General features: G+C 63.6%; 12 protein-coding genes. All 12 read left to right on the plus strand.

Annotation, left to right across the window (positions count from 1 at the left end; translation table 11 throughout):
• Window positions 1–224: 224 nt before the first annotated feature.
• The 12 genes from gyrA (at window position 225) to Q6D67_RS11175 (ending at window position 13,226) form a co-directional block, all read left to right on the plus strand.
• Window positions 225–2,792 (plus strand): DNA gyrase subunit A, encoded by a 2,568-nt coding sequence (gene gyrA / locus Q6D67_RS11120; RefSeq protein ID WP_304705683.1) that lies wholly within the window; start codon window positions 225–227, stop codon window positions 2,790–2,792.
• Window positions 2,793–2,831: 39 nt separating this feature from the next.
• Complete coding sequence (gene serC / locus Q6D67_RS11125; protein ID WP_304705684.1) at window positions 2,832–3,911, plus strand: 3-phosphoserine/phosphohydroxythreonine transaminase; 1,080 nt, start codon at window positions 2,832–2,834, stop codon at window positions 3,909–3,911.
• Window positions 3,912–3,927: 16 nt separating this feature from the next.
• On the plus strand, window positions 3,928–5,046 hold the full coding sequence (gene pheA, locus Q6D67_RS11130) for a prephenate dehydratase (RefSeq protein ID WP_304705685.1): 1,119 nt from the start codon (window positions 3,928–3,930) through the stop codon (window positions 5,044–5,046).
• A gap of 14 nt (window positions 5,047–5,060) precedes the next feature.
• The gene (locus Q6D67_RS11135; RefSeq protein ID WP_304705686.1) at window positions 5,061–5,975 is read left to right on the plus strand and encodes a prephenate dehydrogenase/arogenate dehydrogenase family protein; all 915 of its coding nucleotides are present in this window, start codon (window positions 5,061–5,063) and stop codon (window positions 5,973–5,975) included.
• Window positions 5,976–6,006: 31 nt separating this feature from the next.
• The gene (gene aroA, locus Q6D67_RS11140) at window positions 6,007–7,311 is read left to right on the plus strand and encodes a 3-phosphoshikimate 1-carboxyvinyltransferase (RefSeq protein ID WP_304705687.1); all 1,305 of its coding nucleotides are present in this window, start codon (window positions 6,007–6,009) and stop codon (window positions 7,309–7,311) included.
• Entirely contained in the window at window positions 7,311–7,991 is a 681-nt protein-coding gene (cmk, locus tag Q6D67_RS11145; protein ID WP_304705688.1) for a (d)CMP kinase, read from the plus strand. Before aroA ends, cmk begins: the two co-directional genes overlap by 1 nt.
• Before the next feature lie 161 nt (window positions 7,992–8,152).
• A complete protein-coding gene (gene rpsA, locus Q6D67_RS11150; protein WP_304705689.1) occupies window positions 8,153–9,823 on the plus strand; it encodes a 30S ribosomal protein S1 in 1,671 nt (556 codons plus the stop codon).
• A gap of 344 nt (window positions 9,824–10,167) precedes the next feature.
• Window positions 10,168–10,464, plus strand: coding sequence for an integration host factor subunit beta (ihfB, locus tag Q6D67_RS11155; protein ID WP_304705690.1), 297 nt, complete (start codon window positions 10,168–10,170; stop codon window positions 10,462–10,464).
• Window positions 10,465–10,498: 34 nt separating this feature from the next.
• Complete coding sequence (locus Q6D67_RS11160; RefSeq protein WP_304705691.1) at window positions 10,499–10,804, plus strand: lipopolysaccharide assembly protein LapA domain-containing protein; 306 nt, start codon at window positions 10,499–10,501, stop codon at window positions 10,802–10,804.
• Window positions 10,797–11,999 (plus strand): lipopolysaccharide assembly protein LapB, encoded by a 1,203-nt coding sequence (gene lapB / locus Q6D67_RS11165; protein ID WP_304705692.1) that lies wholly within the window; start codon window positions 10,797–10,799, stop codon window positions 11,997–11,999. The genes Q6D67_RS11160 and lapB overlap by 8 nt, the downstream gene beginning before the upstream one ends.
• Window positions 12,000–12,030: 31 nt before the next feature.
• Entirely contained in the window at window positions 12,031–12,732 is a 702-nt protein-coding gene (gene pyrF, locus Q6D67_RS11170; protein ID WP_304705693.1) for an orotidine-5'-phosphate decarboxylase, read from the plus strand.
• Between the two features lie 101 nt (window positions 12,733–12,833).
• Window positions 12,834–13,226, plus strand: coding sequence for a helix-hairpin-helix domain-containing protein (locus Q6D67_RS11175; protein ID WP_304705694.1), 393 nt, complete (start codon window positions 12,834–12,836; stop codon window positions 13,224–13,226).
• The last annotated feature ends 31 nt before the right edge of the window (window positions 13,227–13,257 follow it).

A 13,257-nucleotide genomic window follows, 5' to 3' on the forward strand; every position in this document is an offset into this window, starting at 1 on the left:
CGCAACTTGCGAGCTGGCAAGTATAACCGGAAATCCCCGATCACTGCCCGAACGGCGGCCAAAATCTGCAAAAACATGGCGGCAGCCGGGCTTCTCCCGTATAATTCCGGGTTTGTGCCGGGGCCGGCTGAGGCCTGTGTCCGGCCGCCGGGCAGCCGCCCGGAGCCGTTCCGTGCAGCGCATCAGGAACGCTCATCGCAGGTAATTTAAGGAAGCTGTAGTACATGGGTGAATTAGCCAAGGAAATTCTTCCCGTCAACATTGAGGACGAGCTCAAGCAGTCCTACCTCGATTACGCCATGAGCGTGATTGTGGGGCGCGCCCTCCCGGACGTGCGCGATGGCCTCAAGCCGGTGCACCGGCGCGTGTTGTTTGCGATGAACGAGCTCAACAACGACTGGAACAAGGGCTACAAGAAGTCTGCCCGCATCGTCGGTGACGTGATCGGTAAGTACCACCCCCATGGTGACTCGGCGGTCTACGACACGATTGTGCGCATGGCCCAGTCCTTTTCCATGCGTTACATGCTGGTGGACGGCCAGGGTAACTTCGGCTCCGTCGACGGCGACTCCGCGGCTGCCATGCGGTACACCGAAATCCGCATGCGCAAGATTTCCCACGCCATCCTCGCGGACCTGGACAAGGAAACCGTCGACTTTGTCGACAATTACGACGGTACCGAGCGGATCCCGGCGGTCATGCCCACCCGGGTGCCCAACCTGCTGATCAACGGGTCCTCCGGGATCGCGGTCGGCATGGCCACCAACATTCCCCCGCACAACCTGCGCGAAGTGGTCAGCGGCTGCCTGGCTCTGATGGGCAATCCGGATATGACTGTCGATGAGCTCATGGACCACATTCCGGGTCCGGATTTCCCTACCGGCGCCACCATCAATGGTCGCGCGGGCATCATCCAGGCTTACCGCACGGGTCGCGGCCGCATCTATGTGCGGGCCAAGGCCGAGGTGATCCGCGAGGAGAACAAGGGCCGCGACGTGATCATCATTCACGAGCTACCCTACCAGCTGAACAAGGCGCGCCTGATCGAGCGTATTGCCGAGTTGGTGAAGGAAAAGAAGATCGAGGGCATTTCCGAGCTGCGCGACGAGTCCGACAAGGACGGCATGCGGGTCGTTATCGAATTGCGCCGCGGCGAGATCGGCGACGTGGTCCTCAACAACCTCTATGCCCAGACCCAGCTGCAGGCGGTATTCGGCATCAACATGGTGGCCCTGGTCGACGGCCAGCCCAAGCTGCTGAATCTGAAGCAGATCCTGGAGGCCTTTATCCGCCACCGCCGCGAGGTGGTAACCCGGCGTACAGTCTACCTGCTGCGCAAGGCCCGCGAGCGCGGCCACCTGCTGGAAGGCCTGGCGGTGGCGCTGGCCAATATCGACTCGATCATCGAGCTGATCAAGGCCTCCCCCAGTTCCTCCGAAGCGAAAGAGGGTCTGATTGCCCGCTCCTGGTCGCCGGGGGAAGTGACCGCCATGCTGCAGCGTGCGGGCGACGACGCCTGCCGCCCGGATGAACTGGAGCCCCGCTACGGGCTGCACGACGGCCAGTACTTCCTGTCCCCGGCCCAGGCCCAGGCCATTCTCGATCTGCGCCTGCACCGCCTGACCGGCCTCGAGCATGAAAAACTGCTCGCTGAATACGATGAAAAACTGCGCGAAATCGCCGATTACCTGGAAATCCTGGGCGATCCGGACCGCCTCAAGCTGGTGATCCGGGAAGAGCTGGAAGCGATCGTCACCGAATTTGGCGATGACCGCCTGACCGTAATCAGTGCGTCCCAGCACGACCTTACAGTGGAAGACCTGATCACCGAGGAAGACCGGGTGGTCACCATCTCCCACGGTGGTTACGCCAAGACCCAGCCCCTGTCCGACTATCAGGCCCAGCGCCGTGGCGGCACCGGGCGCACCGCCACTGCGGTGAAGGACGAGGACTTCGTCGAGCACCTGCTGATCGCCAGCACCCACGCCACCATTCTCTGCTTCACCAACTTGGGCAAGGTGTACTGGTTGAAGGTTTACCAGATTCCCCTGGCGGGGCGTAATTCCCGCGGCCGGCCCATGGTCAACTTGCTGCCGCTGGAAAACGGCGAACGCGTCACCTCCATCCTGCAGGTAAACGAATATACCGAAGGCTGGTACATCTTCATGGCCACCGCCAGCGGCACGGTGAAGAAGACCGCGCTGACCGCCTTCTCCCGCCAGCGCAGCGTCGGCCTGCGGGCCCTGGCGCTCGATGAGGGCGACGTGCTTATCGGCACCGCCATTACCGACGGCACCTGCGATGTCATGCTGTTTTCCAGCGAGGGCAAGGCGGTGCGGTTCCGCGAGGAAGATATACGTGACTTGTCACGTACCGCCCGCGGCGTGCGTGGCATCCGCCTGGGCGCGGGCCACCAGCTGATCTCCATCATTGTTCCTCGCGAGGGCGGCCGCATCCTCACTGTAAGCGAAAACGGCTACGGCAAGCGCACCGAAGCGGCGGAATTCCCGACCAAGGGCCGTGGCAACAAGGGCGTCATCGCCATGTCTACCAGCGCCCGGAACGGTCGCCTGGTGGGCGCCGTGCAGGTGTTTGACGGCGACGAGCTGATGCTGATTTCCAACCAGGGCACCCTGGTCCGCACCCGGGCTGAAGAGGTGTCCCTGCTGGGCCGGAACACCCAGGGTGTGCGCGTGATCCGCACCCGGCCGGATGAGTTCCTGGTCAGCTGCGAACGTATCGACGAGCCGGAAATCGAAGTTATTGAAGGGGCTGAAGACGTCCCGGAATGATGCGTCCAGCACTCCCGCCAACCTGAGGAAAGACCCGCAATGACGCGTTTGTACAACTTTTGCGCCGGCCCGGCAGCCCTGCCGGAGCCGGTGCTGGAAACCGCCCGCAACGACATGCTGGACTGGCATGGTCGCGGCCTGTCGGTGATGGAGATGAGCCATCGCAGCAAGGAGTTTGTCGGCATCGCCGGACACGCCGAGACCACCCTGCGTGAGCTGCTGGCCATCCCCGATGACTACGCGGTTCTGTTTTTACAGGGCGGCGCCAGCACCCAGTTTGCCGCGGTGCCGCTGAATCTGCTGCCGGAGGGCGGTTCTGCCGACTATATCAATACCGGGCAGTGGTCGAAGAAGGCGATAGCCGAGGGGAAACGTTACGGCGCGGCCAATGTTGCCGCCAGCGCCGAGGACACCAACTTCAGCACCATTCCCGCCCGCGACAGCTGGCAGCTGTCCGCCGACGCTGCCTATCTGCACTACACTCCCAACGAAACCATAGGCGGGGTCGAGTTCCACTGGGTGCCCGAGGTGTCGGCGCCGCTGGTGGCAGACATGTCCTCCACCATTCTGTCGCGGCCGCTGGATGTCTCCCGTTTCGGTGTCATCTACGCCGGCGCGCAGAAAAACATTGGTCCCGCGGGCCTCACCCTGGTGATCGTGCACCGCGAACTGTTGGGACGGTCGCGCCCGGGTTGCCCGGTGATGCTGGACTGGAAAACCGCCGCCGACAACGATTCCATGTACAACACGCCGCCCACTTTTGCCCTGTACCTGGCTGGTCTGGTGTTTGCCTGGCTCAAGGATCTTGGGGGTCTCGAGGCCATGGCTGAACTCAACCGGCGCAAGGCGGAGAAGCTGTACGCAACCATAGACAGCAGCGCCTTCTACGCCAACCCGGTGGAGTTGCCCAGCCGCTCACTGATGAACGTACCCTTTACCCTGGCGGACCCTGCCCTGGACAAGGTCTTTCAGCAGGATGCAGAAGCCGCCGGCCTGCTGAATCTGGGCGGTCACCGCTCGGTGGGCGGAATGCGCGCCAGCCTCTACAATGCGGTGCCGGAGGCGGCAGTGGATGCGCTGATCGCCTTCATGCTGGATTTTGAGCAGCGCAAGGGCTGAGGCGGCAGGCAGGTTGATGGCAGATATCAGGGATCTCGACCAGGTCAGGGCGGACATCGACGCCATAGACCGGGAAATCCAGGCGCTGATCCAGCGTCGCGCCGGCTGTGCCCAGCGCGTTGCCGAGATCAAGCTGGCTGAGGTTCTGGCGGCGCAGGAAAAGGGGGAGCCGGCGGCCGAGGTGGTCTTTTACCGGCCAGAGCGGGAAGCCCAGATTCTGCAGCAGATCATCGACCGCAATGAAGGCCCACTGGTCGGCTCCGCGGTGGCGCACATCTTTCGCGAGGTCATGTCCGCCTGCCTGGCGCTGGAGCGTCCGCTGCAGGTGGCCTACCTCGGCCCCGAGGGTACCTTTACCCAGGCCGCGACGCTGAAGCATTTCGGCCATGCCGCTATCTGCGTGCCCCAGAATACCATCGATGGCGTGTTCGCCCAGGTTGAGTCCGGGGAATGCAACTATGGCGTGGTGCCGGTGGAGAACTCCACCGAGGGCATGGTCAGCCATACCCTGGACAATTTCATGGACTCGCCGCTGAAGATTTCCGGCGAGGTGGAGATGCGTATCGTCCACCACCTGCTGGCGGCCCCCGGCATCGGTGAGGAATCCATCACCCGTATCTGCGCCCACCAGCAGGCGCTGGCCCAGTGCCGCAACTGGCTGGACAGCCACTGGCCCAAAGTCGAGCGCGAAGCGGTCAGCAGCAACGGCGAAGCCGCGCGGCTGGCGGCGACCACCCCCGGAGTTGCTGCGGTGGCGGGGGACATGGCGGCGGAGCTGTACCAGTTGGAGAAGCTCGCCGAGCATATCGAGGACTACCCCGACAACACCACCCGCTTTCTGGTGGTGGGGCGCGAAGAGGTGCCGCCCAGCGGCCGCGACAAGACCTCCCTGATAGTCTCCAGCCGCAACAAGCCCGGCGCCCTGTTTACCCTGCTGGACCCCTTCCGCCGCGCCGGTGTCAGCCTGACCCGCATCGACACCCGGCCTTCGCGTACAGAGAAGTGGGCCTACGTCTTTTTCATTGAATTCGAAGGGCATATGCAGGACGAGGCCATCCGCGGCATCGTGGCCGACCTGGAAGAGCAATCCATACTGCTGAAACCGCTCGGGTCCTACCCTCGGGCAGTGCTCTAGCCGTGGCTGAGTCAGTGTCTGAGCGCGACACCAGCAGCCCCACCGTGGTCGTGCTGGGGCTGGGGCTGATCGGCGGCTCGCTGGCCGCGGCCCTGCGCGGCAACGGGTTCTGCCGGCGCTGCATCGGCTGGGGCCATCGCGAGGCCTCACTGCAGCGCGGTGTGGAGCTGGGTATTATCGACAGTTACACTCTGGACCTCGAAGCGGCGGTTGACGCCGCCGATATTCTGGTCATCGCCACGCCGACCCTGGTGGCGGCGCAGATGCTGGAGCGTATCCTGCCGCGCCTGCAGGACCGTGCCCAACCGCCGGTCATCACCGATGTGGCCAGCGTCAAGGGCAACCTGCAGCGCACCGCCGAAGCCGTGTGGGGCGGAATGCCGCCGCGGCTGGTGTTGGGCCATCCCATTGCAGGGTCCGAGCGCAGCGGGGTGGACGCGGCCGACGCCGGCCTGTTTCTGAACCACCGGGTCATCCTGACGCCGGTGCCGGGCAACGATGCCTCGGCCGTGGAACTGGTGCGCGCCATGTGGGCCAGCACCGGCGCCGAGGTCATCGATATGGGGGTGGCGGAACACGATCGCGTACTGGCGGCGACCAGCCACCTGCCCCACGTCCTCGCCTATGCCCTGGTGGATGCGCTGGCCCAAAGCGCTGCCAGCGCTGACATTTTCCGCTTTGCCGCCGGCGGCTTTCGCGACTTCACCCGCATTGCCTCCAGTGACCCGGTCATGTGGCGGGACATCGCCATTGCCAACCGGCCGGCACTGCTGCAGGCTATCGACCTGTTCAGCGACCATCTGCTGGAATTGCGCGCCGCCATTGACCAGCAGCAGTCGGATGCGTTGCTGGAGACTTTCAGCCGGGCCAAGGGTGCTCGCGATGCCTTTGCCGCACAGCTTGCCGCCCGCGGCCAGCGCCCCGCCTGAACCCCACCAACCCCGAGAGTAGAGACCAGCCATGGAATTCCAGTTACTGCCCGGCGGTGTCATCAGCGGCGAAGCGCGGGTACCCGGGGACAAATCCATTTCTCACCGCTCCATCATGCTCGGTGCTATCGCCGAGGGCACTACCCGAATCAATGGTTTCCTCGAAGGGGAGGATGCGCTGGCAACCGTGGCGGCATTGCGCGCCCTGGGCGTAGCGATCGAGGGTCCCGACGATGGTGAAGTGGCCGTCCACGGCGTCGGCCTGCACGGTCTGCGGGCGCCTGCGGGCCCGCTGGACATGGGCAACTCCGGCACCAGCATGCGACTCCTTGCGGGTCTGTTGGCGGGCCAGGTTTTCGACAGCGAGCTGACCGGCGACGTCTCCCTGTGCAAGCGGCCGATGGGCCGGGTGATGGGGCCGCTGCAGCAGATGGGCGCCAGTATCGAAGGTTCGGCCGACGGGACACCGCCGCTGCGGGTTCACGGTGGCCGGGCCCTGCACGGCATTCACTACGACCTGCCCATGGCCAGCGCCCAGGTGAAATCCTGCGTCCTGCTGGCGGGACTGTATGCCGAGGGCAGAACCTCGGTGACCGAGCCGGCGCCCACCCGCGACCACACCGAGCGCATGCTGCGAGGCTTCGGCTATCATGTGGGTAACGAAAACGGCGTGATCAGCCTGGAGGGCGGCGGCCGCCTGTTGGCAACGGAAATTGATGTGCCAGCCGACATTTCCTCGGCGGCCTTTTTTCTGGTGGCGGCCAGCATCGCTCCGGGCTCGGACCTCCTGCTGTTGCATGTCGGCGTCAATCCTACCCGTACCGGGGTCATCAACATCCTGCGACTGATGGGCGCCGACATTACCCTGAAAAACCAGCGGGAGGTGGGCGGGGAACCGGTCGCGGACATCCATGTGCGCCATGCACCGCTTGCGGGCATCGAGATCCCCCGCGACCAGGTGCCGCTGGCCATCGACGAGTTTCCGGCCCTGTTTATCGCCGCGGCCTGCGCCAGCGGGCGCACTGTCCTGCGCGGTGCCGAGGAGTTGCGGGTCAAGGAGAGCGACCGCATCGCCGCCATGGCCGCGGGGCTGTCTATCCTGGGTGTGCCCAACGAGGTGCTGGAGGACGGGATCATCATTGACGGCGGTGGCCTGGGGGGCGGAGTCATCCACACTTGCCACGACCACCGGATTGCCATGTCCTTCGCCATAGCAGCCCTGCGCGCGAGCGCGGAGATACGGATCCTCGATTGCGACCCGGTCGCTACCTCCTTTCCCGGTTTCGATGCCCTGGCCCGGGGACTGGGCCTGCAGATCATGGCCCGGGTCGACTGATGTCGAAGGTGTCGGTAATCACGGTAGATGGCCCCAGCGGCGCCGGTAAGGGCACCCTCAGCCACCTGTTGGCGGATACCCTGGACTGGCATTTCCTCGACAGCGGCGCCCTGTACCGCGTCACCGGCCAGGCCTGCGTGATGGAAGGAGTGTCCTGGGAGGATGCGCCGGCGGTGGCGGAAGTGGCCCGCCACCTGCAGGTCGAATTTTTCACCGACGCCAACGGCGAGGTGCGGGTGGTGTATAAAGGCACCGATGTCAGCCGTGAGATCCGCACCGAAGAGGGCGGTCGCGGGGCTTCCACGGTTGCCGCCATTCCCGCGGTGCGGGAGGCCCTGCTGCAGCGTCAGCGCGAGTTCCTGCAGCCGCCGGGCCTGGTCGCCGACGGTCGCGACATGGGTACGGTGGTGTTTCCCGACGCCCCGCTGAAAATCTTCCTCACCGCCAGCAGCGAGGAGCGCGCACAGCGCCGTTATCGACAGTTGCTCGAAAAGGGAGAAAATGTTAGTCTCCCGCGCCTTCTTGAGGACATCGAGGAGCGAGATGCGCGCGACAGCAGCCGCTCCGTTTCCCCGCTGGTCCCCGCTGAAGACGCCTTTGTCATTGACAGCAGTCATATGCCTATTGTCGATGTGTTTGCCGCAGTGATGGCAGCGGCGCGTGAGAAAGGCCTGGCCTGAACTCACCCGCTGACGCTCGCTGGGTTACAATGGTGTGGCAGGTACTGTTCCTGGCGCCGGTTCCAGAAGTGGCGCAGGAGTGGTTTAACTGGATGACCCGTGCCAGCTGGAGGCGCGGCAAGGCGGATACCCGCCGTAATCTCACTGACAGGTAATGTGTAATGAGCGAATCCTTCGCTGAAATGTTTGCAGAAAGTTTGAAGACCGTCGAAATGGTACCCGGCAGCATTGTCACCGGCGTTGTCATCGACATCGATAACGAGTGGGTCACCGTCCACGCAGGCCTGAAGTCTGAAGGCGTGATTCCTCGTGCCCAGTTCCTCGACGCCGCCGGCAACTGCTCGCTGAGCATTGGCGATGAGGTCCAGGTCGCCCTGGAAACCGTGGAAGACGGTTTCGGTGAGACCAAGCTGTCCCGCGAGAAAGCCAAGCGCGCCGAGTCCTGGAAAGAGCTCGAAGCTGCGCATGAGGCGGACGAAGTGGTCAAGGGTGTCATCAACGGCAAGGTCAAGGGTGGCTTCACCGTGGACATCAACACCATCCGCGCGTTCCTGCCCGGCTCGCTGGTTGACGTGCGCCCGGTTCGCGACACCGCGCACCTGGAGAACAAGGAACTCGAATTCAAGGTCATCAAGCTGGACCAGAAGCGCAACAACGTGGTTGTTTCCCGCCGTGCGGTGATGGAAGCGGCCAACAGCGTCGAGCGCGAAGCCCTGCTGGAATCCCTGCAGGAAGGCATGTCGGTCAAGGGCATTGTCAAGAACCTCACCGACTACGGCGCGTTCGTGGATCTCGGCGGTGTCGACGGCTTGCTGCACATTACCGATATGGCCTGGAAGCGCATCAAGCACCCCTCCGAGATTGTCGAAGTGGGCCAGGAAATCGACGTCAAGATCCTCAAGTTCGACCGCGAGCGCAATCGCGTGTCACTTGGCCTCAAGCAGCTGGGCGAGGATCCCTGGGTGGAAATCACCAATCGTTACCCCGAAGGCAGCCGCGTCAAGGCGCGCGTCACCAACCTCACCGACTACGGCTGCTTCGCCGAGCTGGAAGAGGGTGTGGAAGGCCTGGTGCACGTGTCCGAGATGGACTGGACCAACAAGAACGTGCATCCCTCCAAGATCGTCCAGCTGGGCGACGAAGTGGAGGTCATGGTGCTGGATATCGACGAGGAGCGTCGCCGCATCTCGCTGGGTATCAAACAGTGCCAGCAGAACCCCTGGGACGCCTTTGCTTCCCAGTACAGCAAGGGCGACAAGATTGCCGGCAGCATCAAGTCAATCACTGACTTCGGTATCTTTATCGGCCTGGAAGGCAACATCGACGGCCTGGTACACCTGTCCGACATCAGCTGGAACGAAACTGGCGAGGAAGCGGTGCGCAACTACAAGAAGGGCGATGAAATCGAGACGGTTATCCTCTCTATCGACCCCGAGCGCGAGCGCATCTCCCTGGGCATCAAGCAGCTTGAAGACGACGCTTTCTCCGGCTACGTGGCCGAGAACGATCGCGGCTCCATCGTGACCGGCGAAGTGATCGAGGTGGATGCCAAGTCGGTCACCATCAAACTGGCGGACGAGGTCGAGGGTGTCCTCAAGGCCTCCGACATCAGCCGCGACAAGGTGGACGATGCCCGCAGCCTGTACAAGGTGGGTGACAGCGTCGAAGCCAAGATCATCTCCGTCGACCGCAAGAACCGCGGCCTGGCCCTGTCGATCAAGGCCAAGGACTTCGACGACGAGAAAGATGCGGTCAAGTCGCTGAAGGACCAGGATGAAACTTCCTCCCCCGCTACTATCGGCGACCTGATCAAGGCGCAGATGGAAAAGTAATCCCCTCGCGGTGGGAGCCCGCTGGCCCAGGCCACCTTCTCTGTCCGCTGCGCGGCCATGCACCTTGTCCGCGGGCGATCAGCTTGATCGCGCACAGAGTGCGCTCCCACCATTTGTAGGAGCCCGCTCCGCGGGCGATCAGCTTGATCGCGCACAGAGTGCGCTCCCACCATTTGTAGGAGCCCGCTCCGCGGGCGAATCGGTACTGAAAGGCTCACCCTCGGGTGGGCCTTTTTTCGTTATAAAATAACAAGTTGCGCTAAAGTCCCGGCAGCGTCACAATGGTCTGAACGGTACGGAATGCAACAGTGCCGGGATTAAAAGGGTGCAGGGGCGGAGGGACAATGACCAAAAGTGAATTGATCGAGGCAATCGCTGCCCGACAGACCCAGCTGTCGCTGAAAGACGTGGAGCTTGCGGTCAAGACCATCCTCGAGCACATGTCGGAAGCGCTGGCCGCGGGTGAGCGCATTGAGATCCGCGGCTTTGGCAGTTTTTCCCTGCACTACCGCGAACCCCGTCGAGGTCGCAATCCCAAGACCGGAGACACGGTCGAGCTTACCGGGAAATATGTCCCGCATTTCAAGCCCGGCAAGGAGTTGCGCGAACGCGTCAACCTGGGGCTGCAGGCAGGGTTCTGAGTGGGAGTCAGGTAGCGAAATCGGGGGCAGGCTTATGAACGCATTGCGCAAGGTGGTTTCCCTGCTGGTGATAGTGGTGATGCTGGTGCTGGGCGTGCTGTTTGCCCTGCAGAATCATCAGCCGGTCGGTCTGGATCTGTTGTTCTATGAGTTTGCGCCCCGCAGCCTCGCTCTGTGGTTGCTGGCGGCGCTCGCGCTGGGTGGCGCGCTGGGGCTGCTGGCTTCCAGTGTCATGGTCCTCAGGTTGCGCGGCGGTCTGGCGGCCACGCAGCGCAAGCTCGACAAGTGTAAATTGGAACTGGATCGGTTGCGGGTGGCCGGATTCAAAGAGGGTGAATGACCTGTTGGTATTTGTCCTGCTGTTTGCGGCCATCGGCATCGGCTGGTGGTTGGGGCGGCGCAGTGTCCGCATTGCCCCAACGGATCTTCCCGGCCAGTACTACAAGGGCCTGAACTACCTGTTGGACGGTCGCCCGGACGGCGCGGTAGACGCATTTATCAATGCCCTGGAGGTCAATACCGAGACCCTGGAGACCCATATTGCGCTGGGCAACCTGCTGCGCAAGCGGGGCGAGGTGGATCGCGCCATCCGCATTCACCAGAATCTGCTGGCCCGGCCCAGCCTGCCTCGACAGCAGGTGCATCAGGCCCACCTTGAGCTCGCCCGGGACTACATCAGCGCGGGCCTGTTCGACCGTGCGGAACGGTTGCTGCTCGACCTGGTCAGGGATTCCCCGGAGCAGCGCCGGGCCAGCCAGCGGCACCTGCTGGAAATTTTCCAGAGCCAGCGTGAGTGGGCCAATGCCATCGAGGTTGCCACTGAGCTGTTGCCGCGCAAATCGCTGCTCAGCCAGACGGGCCCCGTCCCGCTCGGTGCCAACCGGCAATCGGTGGCAGTGGCGCTCGCGCATTACCACTGCGAGCTGGCAGCGGAATTGCTCAAGCAGGGGAACGTCCAGGCTGCGCGCAAGGAGTTGCAACAGGGTCTGGTTCACGACCGCCTCTGTGTGCGCGCATCGCTGATGTTGGGCGATCTGGAGTGTCAGGCGGGGAATTACCGGCAGGCGATCAGGGCCCTGCGCAAGGTCAGGCAGCAGGATCCCGACTATATTCCCGAAACCATATCGACCCTGCAGGAAGCCTATCACCAGCTCGGGGAGGAGCAGACCCTGCGCCAGTATCTGGAGGATTGTCTGCAGAGCAATCCGGCGGCGCCACTGGTATTGGCGGTCGCTGAAGATATCCGCGGCAGCAGTGGCGATGCTGCGGCGGCCACTTTCCTGTCCACACAGCTGGCGAAGTATCCGTCTCTGCGCGGCCTGTCCCGGTTGATCGGCCTGCAGATGGGCAATACCGAGGGTCAGATCCGGGAAAATCTCAGCCTGCTCGAGCGCCTGGTGGAGCGGCTGCTCGCCGAGCGCCCGACCTATCGTTGCAGCCACTGCGGTTTCTCCGGTCGCCAGCTGCACTGGTTCTGCCCCGGGTGCAAGCACTGGGGCACCGTCAAATCCATCCGCGGTAACCGTGTAGACTGATAGCGGCCCGCTCGAGACCAAGGTAGAAAGTATGGACTCACCCGTTCTGGTGGCGTTGGATTACGCCGAAGAAGCCGCAGCCCTGGCGTTGGCCGAGCAGCTGTCGCCGCAACTGTGCCGACTCAAGATTGGCAAGGAGCTGTTTACCCGCTGCGGGCCCGGCCTGGTCCGGCAGCTGCAGGGTTGGGGATTCGAGATATTCCTGGACCTGAAATTCCACGATATCCCCAACACTGTCGCCGGCGCCGTGCGGGCCGCTGCCGATCTCGGCGTGTGGATGGTGAACGTGCATGCCGCTGGTGGCCGCCGGATGCTGGAGGCTGCTGCAGGCGCCCTGGAGAACTACGATCGGCCGCCGCTGCTGATTGGCGTCACCGTCCTGACCAGCATGACCGACGAGGATCTGGCCGAGCTCGGCTATGCGGAAACGGCGCTGCAGCGGGTGCAGCGCCTGGCCAGTCTGGCGGCGGATTGCGGTCTGCGCGGGGTGGTCTGTTCGGCGCAGGAGGCGCCTTTGTTGCGGCGGCAGCACGGCCCCGGATTCTGCCTGGTAACGCCGGGGATTCGCCTCGCGGGAGACTTGCCGGGAGACCAGCGCAGGGTGGTTACGCCGGCCGATGCGTGCGAGTTGGGCGCGGACTATCTGGTCATCGGCCGCTCCATTACCGACGCCCCGGATCCGCTGGCGGCGCTGGAACGGGTGCTGGCCGAACTGGGCCTCTCCACGCAATAACATCAAATGCGGTCAACGGGCTTGGCCGCATCCTGGTGGTTGCTACACTGTCTCCCGATACGGATGCGCAGGGATGCCGACTCGTAAAAGGAGATTACGCCATGACATACCTCGAAAACTCACCTCAAGTTGTTGCGGGGGCCGGCCAGACCGGTATTCCGTTGAAAGTCCATCGCTATGCGCCCGGGCTGGCCGCACCATTGCTGGCCATGCTGTTGTGCCTGGGCCTGACCCCCGGCACGGCGCTGGCGGATACGGGCGCCGAGCCCCCGGCGGTCGCGGCAGCGGCCCAGGCCCGGTTGGTCAATATCAATACCGCGGACGCCGCCGCTCTGGCGGCGGGGCTGCAGGGGGTAGGCCTGTCCCGGGCGGAGGATATTATCCGCTACCGGGAAACCTACGGCCCCTTCGGCGCCGTGGAAGAGTTGGTTGATGTGAAGGGCATCGGCCAGGCAACGCTGGACAAGAACCGCACTGTTATAACACTGGAATAGGCTGCAGGCATCCGTATCATAGGGGGCTTCG

The sequence above is a fragment of the Haliea sp. E1-2-M8 genome (assembly GCF_030649675.1).
Classification (GTDB): domain Bacteria; phylum Pseudomonadota; class Gammaproteobacteria; order Pseudomonadales; family Halieaceae; genus Haliea.

Bases quoted from the DNA above. Each gene is read 5' to 3' on its own strand.
- pheA (WP_304705685.1), top strand. From the start codon at position 3,928: ATGGCAGATATCAGGGATCTCGACCAGGTCAGGGCGGACATCGACGCC.
- Q6D67_RS11175 (WP_304705694.1), top strand. From the start codon at position 12,834: ATGACATACCTCGAAAACTCACCTCAAGTTGTTGCGGGGGCCGGCCAG.
- serC (WP_304705684.1), top strand. From the start codon at position 2,832: ATGACGCGTTTGTACAACTTTTGCGCCGGCCCGGCAGCCCTGCCGGAG.
- rpsA (WP_304705689.1), top strand. From the start codon at position 8,153: ATGAGCGAATCCTTCGCTGAAATGTTTGCAGAAAGTTTGAAGACCGTC.
- aroA (WP_304705687.1), top strand. From the start codon at position 6,007: ATGGAATTCCAGTTACTGCCCGGCGGTGTCATCAGCGGCGAAGCGCGG.
- ihfB (WP_304705690.1), top strand. From the start codon at position 10,168: ATGACCAAAAGTGAATTGATCGAGGCAATCGCTGCCCGACAGACCCAG.
- pyrF (WP_304705693.1), top strand. From the start codon at position 12,031: ATGGACTCACCCGTTCTGGTGGCGTTGGATTACGCCGAAGAAGCCGCA.
- Q6D67_RS11160 (WP_304705691.1), top strand. From the start codon at position 10,499: ATGAACGCATTGCGCAAGGTGGTTTCCCTGCTGGTGATAGTGGTGATG.
- gyrA (WP_304705683.1), top strand. From the start codon at position 225: ATGGGTGAATTAGCCAAGGAAATTCTTCCCGTCAACATTGAGGACGAG.
- cmk (WP_304705688.1), top strand. From the start codon at position 7,311: ATGTCGAAGGTGTCGGTAATCACGGTAGATGGCCCCAGCGGCGCCGGT.